27 protein-coding genes and 1 pseudogene are annotated in these 18,273 nt (G+C 38.1%); 17 read left to right on the forward strand and 11 right to left on the reverse strand.

Going from position 1 to position 18,273, the window contains the following annotated elements; all coding sequences use genetic code 11:
* Positions 1 to 191 precede the first annotated feature (191 nt).
* The gene (locus tag A2J09_RS05600; protein WP_036161417.1) at positions 192 to 392 is read right to left on the reverse strand and encodes a hypothetical protein; all 201 of its coding nucleotides are present in this window, start codon (positions 390 to 392) and stop codon (positions 192 to 194) included.
* A gap of 89 nt (positions 393 to 481) precedes the next feature.
* Here A2J09_RS05600 and A2J09_RS24060 point away from each other — a divergent pair.
* The 3 genes and pseudogenes from A2J09_RS24060 to A2J09_RS05610 all read left to right on the forward strand — a co-directional run.
* Positions 482 to 767: pseudogene (locus A2J09_RS24060) on the forward strand (O-methyltransferase); the annotation flags it as partial.
* A 102-nt stretch (positions 768 to 869) separates the two neighbouring features.
* Positions 870 to 1,427 carry an isochorismatase family protein gene (locus A2J09_RS05605; RefSeq protein ID WP_036161419.1) on the forward strand — a complete coding sequence of 186 codons (558 nt, stop codon included), beginning with the start codon at positions 870 to 872 and terminating at the stop codon, positions 1,425 to 1,427.
* Between the two features lie 407 nt (positions 1,428 to 1,834).
* Positions 1,835 to 2,722 (forward strand): AraC family transcriptional regulator, encoded by an 888-nt coding sequence (locus A2J09_RS05610; protein ID WP_031419916.1) that lies wholly within the window; start codon positions 1,835 to 1,837, stop codon positions 2,720 to 2,722.
* A gap of 11 nt (positions 2,723 to 2,733) precedes the next feature.
* Here A2J09_RS05610 and csaA read toward each other — a convergent pair whose 3' ends face one another.
* The 3 genes from csaA to A2J09_RS05625 form a co-directional block, all read right to left on the reverse strand.
* Positions 2,734 to 3,066, reverse strand: coding sequence for a chaperone CsaA (gene csaA, locus A2J09_RS05615; RefSeq protein WP_012294135.1), 333 nt, complete (start codon positions 3,064 to 3,066; stop codon positions 2,734 to 2,736).
* A gap of 97 nt (positions 3,067 to 3,163) precedes the next feature.
* Positions 3,164 to 3,340, reverse strand: a complete 177-nt coding sequence (locus tag A2J09_RS05620; protein WP_008179752.1) for a hypothetical protein — start codon at positions 3,338 to 3,340, stop codon at positions 3,164 to 3,166.
* Positions 3,341 to 3,454: 114 nt separating this feature from the next.
* Positions 3,455 to 4,171 (reverse strand): hypothetical protein, encoded by a 717-nt coding sequence (locus tag A2J09_RS05625; protein WP_012294136.1) that lies wholly within the window; start codon positions 4,169 to 4,171, stop codon positions 3,455 to 3,457.
* Positions 4,172 to 4,349: 178 nt separating this feature from the next.
* On the opposite strand from A2J09_RS05625, the gene A2J09_RS05630 reads away from it, so the two are divergent.
* From A2J09_RS05630 to A2J09_RS05650, 5 genes are all read left to right on the forward strand, one after another.
* Positions 4,350 to 4,634 carry a DUF5316 domain-containing protein gene (locus tag A2J09_RS05630; protein ID WP_031419919.1) on the forward strand — a complete coding sequence of 95 codons (285 nt, stop codon included), beginning with the start codon at positions 4,350 to 4,352 and terminating at the stop codon, positions 4,632 to 4,634.
* A 34-nt stretch (positions 4,635 to 4,668) separates the two neighbouring features.
* Positions 4,669 to 4,878 carry a hypothetical protein gene (locus tag A2J09_RS05635; protein ID WP_231112957.1) on the forward strand — a complete coding sequence of 70 codons (210 nt, stop codon included), beginning with the start codon at positions 4,669 to 4,671 and terminating at the stop codon, positions 4,876 to 4,878.
* Between the two features lie 103 nt (positions 4,879 to 4,981).
* The gene (locus A2J09_RS05640; protein WP_012294139.1) at positions 4,982 to 5,290 is read left to right on the forward strand and encodes a hypothetical protein; all 309 of its coding nucleotides are present in this window, start codon (positions 4,982 to 4,984) and stop codon (positions 5,288 to 5,290) included.
* 108 nt (positions 5,291 to 5,398) lie between these two features.
* On the forward strand, positions 5,399 to 5,818 hold the full coding sequence (locus tag A2J09_RS05645; protein ID WP_031419921.1) for a hypothetical protein: 420 nt from the start codon (positions 5,399 to 5,401) through the stop codon (positions 5,816 to 5,818).
* Positions 5,819 to 6,031: 213 nt separating this feature from the next.
* Positions 6,032 to 6,829, forward strand: a complete 798-nt coding sequence (locus A2J09_RS05650; protein ID WP_036161424.1) for a DnaD domain protein — start codon at positions 6,032 to 6,034, stop codon at positions 6,827 to 6,829.
* Here A2J09_RS05650 and A2J09_RS05655 read toward each other — a convergent pair.
* Positions 6,826 to 7,743: a phosphotransferase family protein gene (locus A2J09_RS05655; protein WP_230586165.1), complete on the reverse strand. Its 918-nt coding sequence runs from the start codon at positions 7,741 to 7,743 to the stop codon at positions 6,826 to 6,828. The genes A2J09_RS05650 and A2J09_RS05655 overlap by 4 nt on opposite strands.
* A gap of 380 nt (positions 7,744 to 8,123) precedes the next feature.
* On the opposite strand from A2J09_RS05655, the gene A2J09_RS05660 reads away from it, so the two are divergent.
* Positions 8,124 to 8,903 carry an N-acetylmuramoyl-L-alanine amidase gene (locus tag A2J09_RS05660; protein ID WP_036161427.1) on the forward strand — a complete coding sequence of 260 codons (780 nt, stop codon included), beginning with the start codon at positions 8,124 to 8,126 and terminating at the stop codon, positions 8,901 to 8,903.
* A 113-nt stretch (positions 8,904 to 9,016) separates the two neighbouring features.
* Positions 9,017 to 9,301, forward strand: coding sequence for a hypothetical protein (locus A2J09_RS05665; protein WP_012294144.1), 285 nt, complete (start codon positions 9,017 to 9,019; stop codon positions 9,299 to 9,301).
* Between the two features lie 42 nt (positions 9,302 to 9,343).
* Here A2J09_RS05665 and A2J09_RS05670 read toward each other — a convergent pair whose 3' ends face one another.
* The 3 genes from A2J09_RS05670 to A2J09_RS05680 all read right to left on the reverse strand — a co-directional run bounded on the left by A2J09_RS05670 (position 9,344) and on the right by A2J09_RS05680 (position 11,893).
* Entirely contained in the window at positions 9,344 to 9,946 is a 603-nt protein-coding gene (locus tag A2J09_RS05670) for a copper amine oxidase N-terminal domain-containing protein (protein WP_012294145.1), read from the reverse strand.
* Positions 9,947 to 10,415: 469 nt separating this feature from the next.
* Positions 10,416 to 11,123: a DNA alkylation repair protein gene (locus A2J09_RS05675; RefSeq protein WP_036161430.1), complete on the reverse strand. Its 708-nt coding sequence runs from the start codon at positions 11,121 to 11,123 to the stop codon at positions 10,416 to 10,418.
* Between the two features lie 149 nt (positions 11,124 to 11,272).
* Positions 11,273 to 11,893: a hypothetical protein gene (locus tag A2J09_RS05680; RefSeq protein WP_012294147.1), complete on the reverse strand. Its 621-nt coding sequence runs from the start codon at positions 11,891 to 11,893 to the stop codon at positions 11,273 to 11,275.
* A 225-nt stretch (positions 11,894 to 12,118) separates the two neighbouring features.
* On the opposite strand from A2J09_RS05680, the gene A2J09_RS24605 reads away from it, so the two are divergent.
* The 6 genes from A2J09_RS24605 to A2J09_RS05705 all read left to right on the forward strand — a co-directional run bounded on the left by A2J09_RS24605 (position 12,119) and on the right by A2J09_RS05705 (position 15,802).
* Positions 12,119 to 12,322: a KGG domain-containing protein gene (locus tag A2J09_RS24605; RefSeq protein ID WP_036161432.1), complete on the forward strand. Its 204-nt coding sequence runs from the start codon at positions 12,119 to 12,121 to the stop codon at positions 12,320 to 12,322.
* 190 nt (positions 12,323 to 12,512) lie between these two features.
* Positions 12,513 to 13,070, forward strand: a complete 558-nt coding sequence (locus tag A2J09_RS05690) for a hypothetical protein (RefSeq protein ID WP_036161435.1) — start codon at positions 12,513 to 12,515, stop codon at positions 13,068 to 13,070.
* An 81-nt stretch (positions 13,071 to 13,151) separates the two neighbouring features.
* A complete protein-coding gene (locus A2J09_RS23890; protein ID WP_171821087.1) occupies positions 13,152 to 13,319 on the forward strand; it encodes a hypothetical protein in 168 nt (55 codons plus the stop codon).
* A gap of 241 nt (positions 13,320 to 13,560) precedes the next feature.
* Positions 13,561 to 13,776 (forward strand): hypothetical protein, encoded by a 216-nt coding sequence (locus A2J09_RS23640; RefSeq protein ID WP_051563229.1) that lies wholly within the window; start codon positions 13,561 to 13,563, stop codon positions 13,774 to 13,776.
* A gap of 342 nt (positions 13,777 to 14,118) precedes the next feature.
* The gene (locus tag A2J09_RS05700) at positions 14,119 to 15,156 is read left to right on the forward strand and encodes a threonine aldolase family protein (protein ID WP_036161437.1); all 1,038 of its coding nucleotides are present in this window, start codon (positions 14,119 to 14,121) and stop codon (positions 15,154 to 15,156) included.
* A gap of 94 nt (positions 15,157 to 15,250) precedes the next feature.
* Positions 15,251 to 15,802, forward strand: a complete 552-nt coding sequence (locus A2J09_RS05705) for a DUF1697 domain-containing protein (protein ID WP_012294154.1) — start codon at positions 15,251 to 15,253, stop codon at positions 15,800 to 15,802.
* Positions 15,803 to 16,265: 463 nt separating this feature from the next.
* On the opposite strand, the gene A2J09_RS05710 is transcribed toward A2J09_RS05705, so the two are convergent.
* Positions 16,266 to 16,466: a hypothetical protein gene (locus A2J09_RS05710; RefSeq protein WP_012294155.1), complete on the reverse strand. Its 201-nt coding sequence runs from the start codon at positions 16,464 to 16,466 to the stop codon at positions 16,266 to 16,268.
* Between the two features lie 164 nt (positions 16,467 to 16,630).
* Here A2J09_RS05710 and A2J09_RS05715 point away from each other — a divergent pair, with 164 nt between their 5' ends.
* Positions 16,631 to 17,434, forward strand: a complete 804-nt coding sequence (locus A2J09_RS05715) for an SDR family NAD(P)-dependent oxidoreductase (RefSeq protein ID WP_012294156.1) — start codon at positions 16,631 to 16,633, stop codon at positions 17,432 to 17,434.
* 55 nt (positions 17,435 to 17,489) lie between these two features.
* Here A2J09_RS05715 and A2J09_RS05720 read toward each other — a convergent pair whose 3' ends face one another.
* Positions 17,490 to 17,993: a DinB family protein gene (locus tag A2J09_RS05720; RefSeq protein WP_012294157.1), complete on the reverse strand. Its 504-nt coding sequence runs from the start codon at positions 17,991 to 17,993 to the stop codon at positions 17,490 to 17,492.
* A gap of 74 nt (positions 17,994 to 18,067) precedes the next feature.
* Positions 18,068 to 18,265, reverse strand: coding sequence for a hypothetical protein (locus A2J09_RS05725; protein WP_227256804.1), 198 nt, complete (start codon positions 18,263 to 18,265; stop codon positions 18,068 to 18,070).
* Positions 18,266 to 18,273 lie beyond the last annotated feature (8 nt).

The following is an 18,273-nucleotide window of genomic DNA, read 5'->3' on the forward strand; positions in this document are numbered from 1 at the left end:
TTTACTTTTTATATTTTTATAATGCTAGGTTTAGTTTTGCAATAAGGTTGCGATGTTTATAAAAAAGATACGGTGTTTTTAGCATATTCGAATAGTTAAATGCAACTCAAACGATTTAGTTAATGGATCCATTTCATCTTTGATTGATAAGAAATATCTTTATGATTTAATTCACCATCTTATGTAAAACCTCAGTCCTTTTGACAGGAAAAAGAGTAGTTAAGAGCCAAATAATCACGAATGATTTTAGGATGTCCGCCATTTTCAAGACAAATTTTACTCGCAATTTTAATTTCCTTCTGATTATAGTGAGATTGCGCACCAATTAAAAAGATGCCTGACAGTATCAATAATGTGCCAATCCCCAAAACATATTTTATGACTCTTTTCAATACACGTACCTCCATTTCAAAAGTAATCGCTATCCCCAGTATATGTTGAACGATGAAAGCAATATGTTTATTGACATGATGTATACAAATTAGAAATTGGAGCATTAGGTGGCTATAGTGGCATCTGCCTGGCGAGAGGGATTGAAGATGTGGGGCACATTAACCTCACTAGAGTTAGAGGAAAAATATGCACAAGGAAAATGATGAGCCATATTTAGCGTACTGTATAAAAATAGAAAATACTGGTGCGTTAATGGTCACGGATAGTCGGGTAGTGTTGCTGATCCAGAGATAACACCAAAACGCTATACAGCCATCATGAAGAAATTTAATGAGCTGGTGGCAGTCCACCCGCAACTGGAGTCTATCCTTTGACCAATTGGGGATGACATAACCGTTTCTAAAGTAAAAAAATAATAAAGGTAAAACCTCCTTTATGGTAAAGTATGGTTAGTAACCCAAAAAGGAGAGATGCTTTTGAAACAAGCGTTAATTGTGATTGATGCACAGCAAGAACTAATGGAAGGTAATCAGGAGGAACAAGCTGTTTATCGTAAAGACGAATTAGTAGAGACCATCAATAAGGTGATTAACAAGGCAATCGAAGAAAATGCTCAAATTATTTTTGTTCGTGATCAAGATGTAGCTGGTGGGGAGGGAGCTGGCTTTCAAGTACATAAAAAAATCCATGTTCCCACATCAGCTGTCTTTTTTGATAAACTTGCTACCAATGCATTCTACAACACGGGTTTGCTGGACTATTTAAAGGTTCATGATGTGAAGCACTTGGTAATGATGGGGTGTAAAACCGAGCACTGTGTAGATACCGCCGTCAGAACTGCCACTGTTCAAGGCTTTGATGTCACAGTTGTCGGTGATGGACATTCGACGAACGGCTCCAAGGTTTTAGAACCAGGTGCAATGATCGCACATCATAATGACTTATTACATGGTCATTACAATGTTGACCATTTCTCCCTTGTGCGTCATTCCGACGAAGATTTATTTGAGCCGAGCCATTCAACCTATCGCTAACATAAGAATGACCAAGAATTTTAGTTCTTGGTCATTCCTTTTACTTTCTAAAACATCCAATCTACTACATGAAAGACGTTATGCTATAGCAAAAGCTTGTCCAAAAGGATAGAGTTTTTTTAGAAATGGAACAGGTAACTTATTGGATATAGTAAAAATGGGATACAAGTTATATGGAAACCTTCTTCTTCATAGGGCCACTGTACGACCAGTGACCCTAAGTATCAAGTCAGGAGGTGTAAGGCTAAAATTAGCTTTACACTATTATATATATGTGAAAGTAGCTTTGAAAGTTAGTGATCTGCCTGTTCGATAGATTATTTTTTGAAAGGCGACTAATTAGGGCACAATATGTCGGATGACATCATTCTATTCTTGCTATTGTTGTGTAAAGGGAGGTTATTCAAGTGGATTCATGCACACGATTGAATGAAGCAATTGCCTATATTGAGGCCAATTTGACAAACGATATTGACATGAGGGAAGTAGCAAGAAAAGCGTATTGTTCAGAGTATCACTTTAAAAGAATGTTTTCATTTCTAGCTGGTATCTCACTATCTGAATACATTCGTCGGCGACGTTTGACACTGGCTGCTCTTGATTTGTCGAACGCCTCTTTGAGAATCCTTGATATAGCTGTTATGTACGGCTATAGCTCAGCAGATGCTTTTACACGAGCTTTTCAGCACTTACATGGAATGACACCCTCAGAGGCAAGGCAAACTGGTCAAACATTTAAAGCTTTCCCACGGATGACCTTCCAACTTACCATCCAAGGAGGAAAAGAAATGAATTACCGACTCGAGCAAAAAGAAGCCTTTCACATTGTTGGCTTGATGAAACGTGTACCGATTATTTTTCAGGGAGAAAATCCGGACATTGTGAAAATGGCGCAATCTCTAACAATTACAGATATTGAGCAGCTTAAAAAGCTGTCCAATGTGGAACCTAAGGGCATCATCCAAGCCTCTACAAATTTTTCAGAGGGGCGAATGGAGGAGAAGGGAGAACTCGATCATTATATTGGAGTAGCTACTACAGAAGCAACAAACCCTGGGTACTTTTGTCAGCTTGCTGTCCCTGCGAATACATGGGTAGTCTTTACAGTGGTAGGACCATTCCCGCAAACACTTCAGGAATCGTGGGGCCGTATTTATGCCGAATGGTTTCCGTCTTCTGGCTATAATCAGGTGGCTGGCCCTGAAATTGTCAGTCATGCGAGCACTGATTTCTCCTCACCAACCTTTACAAGTGAAATATGGATACCCATTCACAAAAAAGAGCCTCTTGCATAATGCACGGCTCTTTAATGTATTTTTGTGCCATTTGGTACGTGCTGATCAGGTGTTAACAGGATAACGTCTCCCTCTTCGGGCACTCCACCAATCACTAACACCTCTGACTTAAAACCGGCAACTCGGCGTGGAGGAAAATTAACAATGGCTACAACTTGCTTTCCGACCATTGCCTCTGGCGTATACCGTTTTGTAATTTGGGCGGAAGACTGTTTAATGCCGATCTCCTCCCCAAAATCGATGTTCATTTTAATAGCAGGAACACGCGCTTTTGGTAGCTCCTGTGCCTGCAAAACTGTACCAACTCGTAGATCAAGCGCTGTAAAATCTTCAAATGTGGCCAATAGACAACTCTCCTTCATTTAACTATATTATCATGCTAACATTGTATGGGAAATTATTCAAAATAAAAAGAAGAGCACATAGAGTGCCCTTCTTTTCTTAACGACGATGCTCCACCAGGTCAATAGCTCCTAACACAATATGAGCTAAACCAAAGCCAAAAATGGTGTTGGCCACCATTTTATTAGAACCATGCTTTTGCTTCATGGCATATCCTGCCGCTGTGACAGCCGACCCGAGAATAGTTGGGATTAAACCTTCACGAACATTATTCATAAAATTGATCCCTCCGTCGTATGATTCGGTATGAGTTTCATACCATACTTACTATGAACGTTTGGAGCTTATCCTATACGAATAAATAGTAGAGGAAAAATACTCGTTTGTTATTTATTGTTGAATCGGTTCTACTTCTATTTGATCGACCATAAATTCGTTCTTCGTATGATCGAATGTATAGGTAATATGGAAATCAGCCACATTTATAGGAAATACGCTAGCTGCAAGGGTCAATTTTATTCGTTGGTTTTCTATATAATAAATCGTTATTGCACCAAAACCTAGCTGATCCTGCTGTATTTCTAGCTCTGGATCGATTTTATAGTCAAAGTGATATTCCTTGCCAAATGCTCGACCCGTAATATTTAATGTTTCAAAGTCTTTTTTCACAACGTTTGACTCCATATGTTGAGCAACAATTTCCTCATAATGAGGAACCTTTATTTCTTGTAAGTCCTGATCTACTACATGAATATCATAATTATCTAGCCCCGTTCCTCTACCAGTCTGAAGGATAATAACAGCTTCCTCATCGCCGTCATCTGTCATATCTATGTAAAACACTTGAGACTCGGTTCGTGTATCATCAGGGTTGTTCCAATTAAAGTCCTTCATTTTCCCATTAAACTCCAGTTTTACGCCATCTCCTTTCTTATACAGTTTTACTTCTTTATTGGCAGAGGAACCCATTAATGTGGCATCAGCATGTGTTGGACTATAAGCTTTTTTAAAAGTTTTTTCTTCTGTGGGATTTTCTTTTTGATCTGAATGGCAACCTGAAAACAGAATAGCACTCAACAATAGCAACGCACCCATTTCTTTTTTCAATTTGTATCTACTCCTTCTGTATTCTTTGGAAAACCGTCGACTTTGCTCATCGCAACGATTTATAAATAAAGAAAATTCCTCATTATATTATATAGTGGCTGTAATGAATATGAAAATTTTGGTTTTTTTGAAACGAAAATGAAGCTTCCACCGTATACTACAGAAGGGGTGTGTGGAAATGAAATATGTAGGCATCGGAACGATCATGTCCATCCTAGGTGTTGTATTTTCAATCCTAATATGGGGTACAGAAAAAGCCCATTTCCTTTCGGGGCTTGTAGGTGGAATACTCATTATTTTCGCTTTGTTAATGTCTGGATCAATGGGGAGTGGGGATCGAATGCGGGCCAATTTTGCAACAGAAACCAAAGAAGATAGGGATGAACGTAATCACATCATGAATAACGCTTTATGGTTAGCATTACCGAATATTATTGTCGCTATCTTTGCGTATTATATGTGAAAAAACCGTCTCAATAGAAAGGATGTTGCAGATTTTGGATAAAGAAAAAGATTATTATTCAGAGGCTTCTAGACATACACTTGCAGTTGTTCTCTTCACACTTATTATTTGGGGCATCTATGATTGGCGACATGCAACTCCCAATGGTTTTCAATTTTTATTAATAAACGAAATTGTTATCACCCTTGGCATTACACGATATATTTTGAAGAAGCGAGATCAAAGAAGAAAGCACTCTCAATAATCTTTACATAGGTAATCAATAAAAGTGTCACATCTACCCTAGGTGTGGCTTTTTTTGTTGCATTTAATAGTTAAGAGTACATTTGCAATAGAGAGGTGGTACTATGCAATTAACAGATGGTACACGGACATTTGAAACGGACATAATTGATGAAGCTGCTAGAAAAAAAGAACGTGATGAGCAGGAGCGGGAGATGCTTAATGCATTTGCTCGCTACGCATACCTTCGATACAAGCAAATACGGGATAAGGTTAATCCACGTAAATGCAAATACATGTATATCCATCAAGTTCGTCAACAATTAACTTCACCAGCAAGACTGCAACGTGTTTGCAATCTTTTAAGTATGACTGATGAAGAAGTACTTTATATTGTAGAATTTGTCCGCAAGTATTTGAAATACGTCAAATAAAAGCCTCATCATCGGATGGGGTTTTTTTACATAATTTCTAGGGAGAATTGTTTCTCAATCACCCACTCCATATAGTATGATGAACGTGGATAAAGGAGTGAAGCGATTTTGAGATTCATGAAATGGTTAGTTGTTTTTATTATTTTCATTGGTATAGTTGGCTATGGTGTATTACATTTTGGCACGAAATTTGCGTCAGAAAAAATTGTCAATACACTCTCAACAGAATTAGAGAATAGTGGACAAAAGGAAGAAATCAAAAATACAATTGAAAACGATCCGGAGTTAAAAGCCTATATGGAAGAGGCGAAAACGGTAGATAGTAGTACGTTACCTTTTACGTCGAAAGAAGAGGCTACTAAAGTAATCATTCAAAAAGTAGGCATTACAGAGCTAAATGATATTCGTGTGAAATTACAGGACGGCTCCATGACGAAGGAAGAGGCATTACAACAGGTAGAAGGCAAATTATCAGATGAAGAAATAGCTGCATTAAAAGTTATTATCTATAAAGAACTATACGAATAAAACAAGGCACACTCAACATTGGCAGTGAGCGTTGCAGCAGAGGCACTTACGAAATGGTAAGTGTCTTTTTTTGTCCATGTATTCAGAAGAACACCCTCAAAAAAAGGACCATAAATTCTAGCGAAATAAAAAATTAGAAAAAATTGTCCCTTTTTATAGCATAAACTTTTATATAGATAGTACAGAGAGTAATTGTGGAGGAGGGGGATAGCCATGATCTACAGAGTAGTGAAGAACGATAACTTTGTGGTATTGGACAAGGGCTTTTTAAATAATGACCAATTAAGTTGGAAGGCAAAGGGATTGCTTGCCTATATGCTGTCATTGCCAGATGATTGGGATTTTTGTCTGACAGATTTGGCGACACGTAGTAAATGTGGACGTGACGGGACTGCTAGCATTGTTAATGAACTGATTCGGGAAGGTTATCTTCAAAAGGTACAGGAGCGAGCAAAGGATGGAAAATTCAGCAAGGTGGAGTTTGTCGTTTTTGAAGTCTCTAACCGTGCTGCCCAGCCGTCAACGGCCGCACCACAAACGGAAAAGCCCACACAACTAAATAATAAATTACTAAATAACCAATTACTAAACAATAAAGATGATAATCAACAATCACAGACAGCCTACTACTTTTTCGAACAACAAGGCTTTGGCTCTCTGTCGGCGTATATGACTGCAAAAATTCATTCCTGGCTAAACATTTTTTCAGAGGAAATAGTCATCCATGCGATGAAGCTAGCTGTGGAGCACAATGTATTGTGCTGGCGGTATGTTGAGAAGATATTGCAAAATTGGCATCATAAACAACTAAAGACCATGGCAGATATTGCTTCAGACCAAATGCGCTTTCATGCCCAGAAGAAAAAAGTGACGGACATGCCAGCCAAGAGACGTCAAGAGATTATTCCACAGTGGTTTCACCATCGTCATGAAGAGGAACGGCCACAGCAGCCAGCCATTAATTTTGAAGCAGAGCGGCAAAAAATATTAGCGCTGCTCGAAAGTGGCTAAACGACCTGCTGATCGGGATACCATAAAGGCCTCACGGAGGAAAAGTAAGCATGATCCTGTAAAATTAGCTGAATTCTGGCTAACGCATCGTCAAATGATTGCGGATCATATTGGCGTGTCCAGGCAATGGTTGAAATGACATTTATGGCAGCATATAAGGCATATAGTCGCCAAAACTCATCATCTGGTGGCTGGGTGAAATACCCATTTATTTGCCCGATGCAATAGGGGACACTATGCCGTCTACTAAACAGGGCTAGATTATAAAAATCATGATAGGGATCACCTACATCATAGCCATTAAAATCAATAACCCCATTAAAACTATTTTGGTGGCAAATAATGTGCCCAAGGTGGTAATCATCATGAAGAAGGGTAGTTGGGCGTTGTCTTAATAGCGGCCAATGTTCTTCTATAAAGTACAATAATTTAGCCTCTTGCGGAATTTGATAAGAATCCTGCTGATAGGCTTGTAAATAATTAGTAAATTTCTCTTTTTGTAACGTCTCCCAATGGATAGTTTTTGGTGATTTCACCTGATGAATTTTTCTTAATTCTTTCCCAGCCATTAGACCGAGATGATACTGCTCTGTGTCCGAAAGCTGAAGAATGATTTCATCCGCAGGGGAGCCTATTAAATAGCTCATCACCATCGCTGAAAGATGGTCGTCCGGGAGGACCATATATTCAATGGCCTTATGTGTTTGAACTCCCTGGAGCTCTAAGTCCTGTAGCAAAGTAAATTCAATCCATCTTTTCTCTTGGTGTGCGAGATCGGAGAGGCGTACAAAATAAGGCGTATCATTAACGGTTACGACATATTTGGTATCAGAGGAATAGCCTTTGTCGATTTTTTTAATAGCCGTGTAACCGTGTAGGCTAGTTAATCGATTCATGATATTTTCTACAATCACTTTATCTCTCTCCTTCATTCAGTTTAGAAGATACAAAATACTATATGGAGCCGTCCTTTGTCAATGCACCTGTTGAAGTGAAATGATCATTTATTCATCATTTTAAATAATAGTCATGAGCACAACTAACTAGAAAAAATGGTATAGCTTGCATTTACTAGAATAAGTGAATGTCACTCTTTTCCTTCATTCACTATACATGTGTAGCAGCAAAAAAGGTGAAATAGAGCAGTCATCCATTCAGCCCATCAGTCAACCATGGCAAATAGCTAGCCTGTCGCAATAAAACTAGTTGTCCATTCACCCCTATAATCGTCAGAACTATTGATGAATAGCATGGTGGTCATTCGCAAAGAAATGATAGGAAAGGATGGTGCATAATGAGTTATGTGATTGAATTGCAGATGATGTCAGGATTACCTAATCAACCGCTCACCGCCATTAAGTACGTGGTAGCACATGAATCGGGTAATAGCACTAACACTGGTCCAAATGCATTAGAAAATGAAATTGCCTATATGAATAAAAATAAAGCCAATGCATTCGTTTCTCACTGGGTAGGGGGTGGCGGACGCATTGTGCAAATAGCACCAGTTAATCGCGTTCAATATGGTTGTGGCCCTAAAGGGAATCCATATAGCTATGCCCAAGTAGAGCTAGCGCGGACTTCTGATAAGGAACAATTTAAAAAGGATTACGCAGCATATATTTGGTTATTGCGCAAAATGGCTATAGAGGCAGGGATTCCCACTATTTTAGATGGTACTGGCAACGGCATCAAATCCCATCGTTGGATAGCTGATAATTTGGGCGGCACCACACACAAAGATCCGTTTGCCTATTTAATAAGTATGGGTATTAGCGAAGCACAGTTCCAGCAAGATTTAAAAAATGGCCTGGAGGAGGGGTTAACAATGTCACAATATAATGAGTTGAAGCAGGAAATAGAAGCTTTAAAAAGCGTATTAGCTACAAAAGCTAGTTTACTATACGATCGAGAAGTAGCCGCATCTCATAAAGAAGCGTGGGAATGGGCTATTAGAGAAGGCATTATCCGAGGCGATGGCAGTAAAAATATGAATCCGGCAGGGGTTCTCACACGTGAGCAAATGGCTACTATGCTCAAACGTTATTACGATAAATTTGTCGATAATAAATAACTATGCTATAATAAAGAAAGGATAAAGTTCGTTGAAACAGCGTGCTTTATCTTTTTTTTTTAAAGATCTTTAGAACTTTTGTCGAAATAAAAAGAAGAGAGGCGGGGGTTAGGATGTTAACGAAAATAAGAAAAGTAAAATTTGAGCAGGAAAGAAAAAATCCGTTATATAACGTGGTCATGGAGTGTCCAGAGGGAAAACAACTATATATAAAATTTGATTATACCTATAAGACTAAAAATTTCTGGCCATTAGAAGTAAATTATAATAAAAAAAATTATGGCGCCAAATTGGCATGGTATACAAATGAAGTTGAAAATATGACAGTTGCTGCATTTTTAGAGAAAATAGCTAATAAAATTAATAAAAAATATCAGTTCGAGTTAGAACAACACTAAAAAAGCAGCATCCTTCCAAGGAAGCTGCTTTTTGTTTGTCCATTATTTTGTTGTAATATAGACGGTTAATTTGGCTTCATCAAATGTTACCTCTGCGCCAAGGGCTTGACTAACAAAGCGTAAAGGCACCATTGTCGTTCCTTGATAAACTTCGGCAGGGTGGCTAAGGCTAATTGTAGATGTCGTTCCATTTGCATCAACATAAGCTGTTTTGTTGCCAACCCCGATAACAATTTTCTTCCCGACCTTCGTCGCAGTTACTTTTTTAGTGGCATTATCATAAGAAACAGTTGCTCCAAGAGCTTCAAAAATTGGTTTCATCGGTACCAATGTTGTGCCATTTTTCATGTAGGCGCTTGGCGTATAACTTTGTTTTACATTATTCAAATAAACGGCTACTTTTGTCAATGCTGGAGCCTGAATTGCTGTTGTGGGCTGTGTATAGCTGCTTTGACCACCTGAGGAGGAACCACTGTCGCTATTCCCATTATGATAATGATAGCCTGTACAAAGACCTTTTGCCTTTGACTTGTCTGAACAATTATGACCACCATTGCTATCGAGACGCCCTGGATGTGCATCAGCAATCGTGGTAGTGGTGAAGAATAGGGTAATCATCGCTAAAAATAAGACTAATTTTTTCATATATATCCTCCTATTATCAAAATATGTAATTATTATACTATCAAAAAGTAAAATTTGGTATGTTTTTATAGTAAAATAGTAGTGAAATATAGGGAAGCTATTACATATCCAAAATGGAAGGCACTAACAGAAAACGGTTAATTCTTTTCGGTTTTTGCAAGAGGCGATGAGGACAGCTGCAAAAGTTGCTATGGTACTTGATGCAAACATAAGACTCATTGCCCTCATAATACTACCGGTCATATCTTCTTGCCTATAAAGAAGTATCATAGACAGTACCCTGTTAGGATAAAGAAAATGATGACTATAGTACAATGCTTGTTCGGTTGTTCTTTGTTGTCGTTACATAAACGCATGAATTCTAAAATAAAATATAGGAAATTAAAAAAATAATGAAAACCAATATTTTTTATGCGATAACAAAAAAAGCATTCATCCGAATGGGATCAATGCTTGTTAGATTGATTCATTAACATCTTACATATTTACGTTTAAAACCAAGCCTTCCTCGATCAAGTTCCTTTTGAATAGTTTCATAGGCATTCAGTGTCGTGCTTTTTTTATTGTCACGCTTCATTTCCACAGGACCAACTGCCTGTGCTATTGCCACAGCTTTTTCGTGGAGGGGTACATAGGAAATCGCCACTGTGTAAAGAAAATTATTCATCGCAGATTTTGTTCGTTCAGGCGCAGTATGAATTGTTTTTTTCACAACCTCTAGCATGCTTGCTAATTTGCTTTCAGAAAATTCGTTATCTTTACGATTTCCTAAAAGCCAGCAATAGCAGCTCCAGCCTGCTGACATTTTCAGTTCCTCACCACTCGCCATCCATGCATCCGCCACCTCTTGTGCAATAGGTGATTCCGCTAAAGTGACTGCCACTACATAATCAGCCAGCATATAAAAGTAAGCCGAATCCATCCATCGATCAAAATCAGCCGCCGTCATCATTTTTGGATCTGCAATGACACCTGCAAAATACATAGCATCATAGTTGCCAGTCGCATAAAGCTCTTCTGCCAATGCCTGATCGATTTTAATTTTCTTGGCAATCGGCTTCATGGCTCCTGTTGCCACACCAAAAACCGGCTCATGTGCCCCATTCGACATATACATTTTTTTCGTCCGTTCTTTGCCTAGCTCCTTCAGCTCCTGCATCACCATTTCTGCATTCATAGAAGCACTTCCTTTATTATCTGATTTCAACGCTCTTTACTATTATCCTATAGGGCATGCCCTTTTGTCATGATTGAACTAGTTTCGTCTAGAAATGCTTCCATCTTATTCGAATAAAAAATACGCTATTCAAATATAGTTGTTCACGATTAAAGCCTATTCCAAATAAACATAAATTGTGCAGCATCCGCTTCAAGGGCTAGTTGGTGATACTCGGTCGATTCATCCTCTGTAATTAAGCGACCTTTTTGAACATTTAAAATGGCATGTTTAACAGAAGCAGGATGTTCAACGGAATAGTGAGAATCCTTTAGGAGGGTAAGGGCAGATCGACATTTATGTTTATCAATGCGTTCATTTTTTCCTTTGAAATATAGTTTTATAAGGTAGGGGATGTCATCAACGATTAAACCAAGCTCTGGATTTGAACGGACGATTAAGTCATCACAAACCCAATTAGATTTACCGGGTTCAAACCATTGCACATTTTTGTTTTTAAAAAATTTTAAATAGGCTTTTATAGCTTCTTGATAATTTTTCTGACGAGCAGGGAGGGCATTGTCTACAAGATCGAGAAGGTAAGAGTCATTAAAATGATGTTCATGGTATTTTTTTAACCCTTCGCGTAATGCTTTCCAATAATCCTTAATTGGATGATAATCGCCCTGATATTTAATATCTTTCACAAATTTCGTCTTGGCGGCACTTCCCTTCATCGTGAAGTCCGTAAATTGTGTTAAGCCAATTGATGGCTTTGTCAAAATTGTCATTTTCACATCACCCTTCCTTCATAAAATTACAATGTTATAGATTAGTATTATATTGGTACGAGTAAATTTATATGATTGCTCGAAGACTGAAGAGAGCTGGGATGGCAAGGTTCTACTACTATAGAAAAATCAATTTTTTGAAAAAAGGATGTTTAGATAGGATGTAGCTGGGAATATAAATAGCGAGCTAGTCAATAGCTCAAAAAAAATTAGGAGGAATAGAAAATGGCTAACAAGCAAAACAATCGCAACAGAAACAACAATGAAAACATGACTGTCGAAGAAGCGGGACGTAAAGGCGGAGAAGCTACCTCCAGAAATCATGATCGTGATTTTTATGAAGAAATAGGACGTAAAGGCGGCGAGGCTCGCAGCAAACAGCGTAGTAATAACACTAACCAAAATCGAAGAACTAACAATAATAACTAATCCCTTTAAATAAGATAAGACCCTTCACACACGGGGCGTTTGTAGTTTTTACTACAAGCGCCTTTTTTGTGGAGCATTTCCTCAAGATCTATAGGATTTATTTGTTGAATTTATATGAATTGTAGTATATATTTAATCCGTTTCCATTATAGTTACATGAGATTGTTTGCAGAGGAAATGAGGACGGATCATGACAAAACAACATAATGAAAAAGAACTATATGATATCATCAACTCCGTTGTGCAGGCTGTTGGCATGCGGATGACTATAAAGCAGGACCATTCAGGAATTAATATGAGCTATAACTTTATTGGGCATTATGTAGGCTTTGATGCCGAGCGATTAATCGAGGCAAAGAATGAGCTGCCACATCCACCTTCAATTGAAGTGTATGTAAAAACAATGACCTTACATGAGCTGGGTCATGCGGTGGATCGTGAAGCATTACAATCATCGCTTCCGCGTACCATTGAAATTTTTACAATGAAAAAACAACATAGCTTACAGGAAATTTATCTTCATGAGCATCTGTTATCTATGTTGCTGGAAGAACATCATATGAATATTCAATTTGAGCAAACTGCATGGGAAAATGCTTGGGCTCTCAATCATAAACATCACTTAGTAAGTGATGAGGATTTTGATTATATAAAGCATTATAGCCTAGCGACCTATAAAAAATTATATGACCAAGATTTACAAGCATATCACCATCTTTTGAACCAGCTTGTACCTCAATTAGCATAGCTAGAAATGATTATTTCATACCTTTCCAAGAATGAGATCGAACCAATTAGGGCAATGTAATACTACTTGGAGGTGATCATTTTGACAAAGGGCAAGCAATATAAACGTCAGTCAGAGTTGGCGGAATTAGCGACAGATTTAAGTCCAGATGATTTAGATGTGCGTGAAGATAATTCTTTAACAAAAGAACAAAAGAAAAATTCAAACGATACGAATCGTGCGAATGAATCATCATCATGTAAATCTTAATCATAATTCACACACCACAATCCATACGATTGTGGTATTATTTTGTCCGTAATTTCACCTATGAGTAGACTAAAGCAGAGAAGATGGTTTGAATCCGTACATACAATGCATAAACAGATACCAAATTAACATCCATTCCTATCAATTACCAGATTTATATAAAAACTATGGGTATAAAGAGAACAGATTCCATTTTTTGCATGCTATAATCATACATAATGAAAGAGGAGGGATGGAAATAGTGGAATTTTTTATTATGTTTATTGGCATCATCATAGTCGTCAGTATCCTTAGTAGCTTTAGCCAAAAATCTAATCAATCCAATGAGGAGATACATGATTTACATTCAACAAACGATTGGAATGGTCATCATTTGCATACTACTACTCACGAGAACCATCATTGTGCTGATAGCTCAACAACTAGTGATTCGTCATGTGGTCCTTCAGGAGATTGAGCAATGAGGAAATCTAATTTAGTAAGAAAGCCTAATGATTATTATTTATCATTAGGCAAATTTATAGAAAGATTGTAGTTTTTTCATCGTAAATAGAAATTATGGCTAAAAGTATGATTTACAGATGACATACTAGATTTATAACAATGAAATAAAGCCTCCTTTAAAGGGGGGAGAGAATGATTTTTAAAATGATAATCATTCCTATAATTAGTATCTCAGCCCGAAGCGTTCCTTGTAATAGCGAATAAGTCTTTTAGACCACCAACTAACCATAGATTATTACCATCCTAAGGTTGTAAAATAAGCTATAGATACAGAGAGAAATTGGAGGGAAAAGATATGATACGATTTGAAAATGATTATGCAGAAGGTGCCCATCCACAAATTTTGCAAAAATTAGTGGAAACCAATGAGGAGCAATCTCCAGGTTATGGGATGGACGAGCATTCGGAAAGAGCTAAAGCCTATGTCAAAAAAGAGATAGCGGCTGAGCAGGCAGACGTTCACTTTTTAGTTGGTGGCACGCAAACGAATACAACTGTCATCGCCTCCATCCTACGTCCTCATCAAGGAGTCATTGCGGCAACTACAGGCCATATTGCTGTCCATGAGACAGGGGCAATTGAAGCGACCGGTCATAAAGTGCTCACTTTGCCTAGCGATGATGGTAAAATAACGGCCGCACAGGTAAAGGCATGCTATGACGCCCACTGGCAAGACAGCACACATGAACATATGGTACAGCCAGGCTTAGTGTACATATCTCATCCAACAGAAAATGGAACAACATATAGTAAAGCAGAGCTAAGTGCAATAAGTAAAGTTTGCCGGGATTGTGGATTGCCATTGTTTCTAGACGGTGCTCGTTTAGGCTATGGTTTAGTAGCAGACGGTAATGATTTATCGTTAAAAGATATTGCTCAGCTTTGCGATGTATTTTATATAGGTGGAACAAAAATGGGCGCCTTATTTGGCGAAGCGGTCGTAATTGTGAATCCAGCTTACCAACGAGATTTTCGCTATATGATCAAACAAAGAGGTGGGCTACTCGCAAAAGGCAGATTACTAGGTCTTCAATTTGAAACATTATTGGAGAATCATCTTTATTTGGATATTGCCCATCATGCGGTAGAGATGGCAATGCTCATTCAGCAGGCGTTTATCCAAAAAGGATTCGCCTTACGCTATAATTCAAAAACCAATCAGCAATTCCCCATTTTGCCGAACGATTTACTTAAGAAATTAGGCGAAAAATACTCCTTCTCTGTTTGGGAACCCTTCGATGATACCCATACGGTTGTTCGTTTTTGCACAAGCTGGGCGACAAAAAAAGAAAATGTGGAGCGTTTAATAAAGGACATCGAGCGACTAGCATAATTATTCAACTGCACTTGGACTTCCCGAGTGCAGTTTTTTTCCTATTATTCCCTAAATATTGCTATAATGCAATTAGGAAGAAAGGTGGGGGTGTATGATTAACTACGTAGCATTACTGAGAGGCATTAATGTAGGTGGACATAATAAAATAAAAATGGCTGACTTAAGGGAAGCTCTTATACCACTTGGATTGCAAAATATTCGTACCTATATACAAAGCGGGAATATTCTTTTTGAATCCACCGAATCAGAGGAAGTTTTGCAGAAGATAATTCATGAAACAATCCAAATAAACTTTGATATTACAAGTACAGTCATCATTAGAACCGCTGAGGAACTTCAGCATATCGTCAACAATTGCCCATTTTCTCAGCAAGACATGGCTGACGCTAGTGCCGCGGCAATAGGGGAATGCCTTCATGTCGCCTTATTACCTGCTGCCCCTACGGAAGAAAATAGTAATAAATATTTATCATATGTGAATGAGCAAGAGCGTTGTGTCATCATCGGCAGAGAGGTTTATCTTTTATTTTACAATAGCATTCGCAACGCTAAGCTTAGTCAACAATTGCCCAAGCTCGAGGTGCCCGCAACGGTTCGTAATTGGAAAACTATCATGAAGCTTACAACCATGTTTGATTCATGACGCGAGCTCCATTAAGTTTACTCATTTAACCTATTAGTTATTTCATTGTAAAAACGATTCATCAAAAATGCTCATCATCTATCTCTTTATTTTGATGTGGAATTGGGCGAAAAAACTGTATCAATGGGGAAGAAAAATAATAGGGGAAGCATAAAAACGGGAGCAACTAAGGATGCTTTCGTTTTTTTAAATAGATAATAAAAAGGGCTGTAGCGAGATTATTCGCTACAGCCAAGAATTGGTTGACCCTCTGAGGATTTCCAATGTATTATAGCATAATTATTTAGTTCTTGTATAGAAGGGTAGGAATTAGGTGTATGGTCACACTAAATTAACCCTTGAACATTGCACTTTCTAGTAGTTGGTGACTTGAAAAAACACGCACTGTCAACGGATGAGCTGAAAAAGAAAACGATAGCTTAAGCCAGTACATCGACGTTTGTCTTGACAATACCCATGCGCCTTATTTAAATTTCTCCGGCTTAGCCACTTTGATGGATGAAGCTTCCCCACATTTTGTACAAAACGTTAAGATGAGGGGAGATCCAGTAGCCATAATGGAGCCGATCGGCCATATATTTCCTTCACTGGTGAAACTGCCAATTTGTCCTGAAGCAAAGGCATCGTTTCCACATGCTTTACAATTCAATTTATTGCTTTCCATATGAACACCTCTTTATGTAATATATGTAAATTTTAACATAAAAAAGAGAGCGTAGGTAATCGATAAGCTAGTCTTTTTAGTTTAAAAATAAATAGTTTAATGTTAAACTACCTTTCAGGAAGAAAGAGTTGGTTGCTCTTTTTAGTTATAAGGAGGAATTGTAAATGAATCGTGTACAAAATAAAGTAGCATTAGTAACAGGTGGCGCATCAGGGATTGGTTTATCAGCAGCGACCTTATTAGCACAGGAAGGCGCAAAAGTTGTTATTGCCGATTTCAATGTAGAGGGTGCTAAAGAAGCGGCCAGTTCTTTAGTGAAAGAAGGATACGAAGCTTCAGCTATTTTCCTTGATGCAGGAGATGCCTCTTCTATAGAGGCAGCGGTGAACTTCACGGTGGAACAATACGGCACATTCACAGTACTATTTAATAATGTGGGTCTAACGAACTTGCAGAAGGATTTAGATGTTGTCAATATAGACTTAGATGAATGGGATCGTTTAGTCAATGTGAACTTAAAATCCATTTTACTCGGTAGCCGTTTTGCGATTCCACATATGCAAAAGGCAGGAGGGGGTTCTATTATTAACACAGCTTCCATGGCCGCATTCGCTAGTGATCAAATCCGTACAGCTTATGGGGCTACAAAAGCAGGCGTGGTCAATATGACGAAGAACATTGCCACACAATATGGTAAAGATAAAATTCGCTGTAATGCGGTCGCACCAGGTCTCATTTTAACACCAGCAGCGAAAAATAATATGCCAGAAGAAATGCTAGCAATCTATTCTAAATTTAATGCTCTACCGTATCATGGTGAAGCAGATGATATTGGTCATGCAGTGGTATTTTTAGCCTCTGACGAATCGAAATTTATGACAGGTCAAACATTGCAAATTGAAGGTGGGCATTATTTAGCAAACCCAACCATTGCAGACACGAATAACGGGTTAGCTACTCTTAACTAAGTTCTCCATAAAAGAGGTTGTCCCTTAATAGGCAACCTCGATTTAATTGTTTGATTTACATGTTGGGAGCTTGTAACCCGAACTGTGCCCATTCCTCTTTGGCTGGACCATAAATGCCTGGAACAGGTAAGCCTGCTTGACGCATTAGCACAGTCATTTGTCCACGATGATGACTTTGATGTTGCAATAAAAATAATAAGAGGGAGCCGTTAGGGATGGTTTGGCCAATAAATTCAATTGTTTCATTCATGGTCTTGTCTGTCCATTGTGTTTTTAAAGCTTCCATAAAGGCATTACTCGCTTGGTAATAGCTATCTGCAATCAATTGTGCTGAAGTAGGAACAGGAAAATCCTCTGCTGGTGCCTCGAATGTTAGATGGGTATTCGCAGAAATAATTCGAATGGCTGTGACCGTATGCCAAGCTATACGGCCTAAAGTCCAATGTTCAGCAGTAATGGCTTGATGAAGCGATTCATCAGTAAGCTGTTGTAATAGTTTTTGCGTAGCAGTGGCCTCAAATGTCCAGGATTGTAAAAAATGCTCTACTGTTTGAAACATAAAAAACCTCCTAAAATGAAATCTTCCATTCAATTATATATTTATTAATAGTGAATAGGATTATTTTCCACAAATTAAGTTCCCAAAAGAAAAACCATATAAAGTACGGCATAAACAGGAAGGGCAGTGGACGTAACGATATACATTATCCATTCACCCATCGTTAGTTTTCTTTTCCATCTCGTTAATTTAAGATGTCGACGATACACCATAGTAGAAATAAGTATGAGTATAAAGGATAGCTCCTTTAAGGAATCTAATAAGGTAATCAAATCATCAT

Source organism: Lysinibacillus sphaericus (assembly GCF_001629735.1).
Lineage (GTDB): Bacteria > Bacillota > Bacilli > Bacillales_A > Planococcaceae > Lysinibacillus > Lysinibacillus pinottii.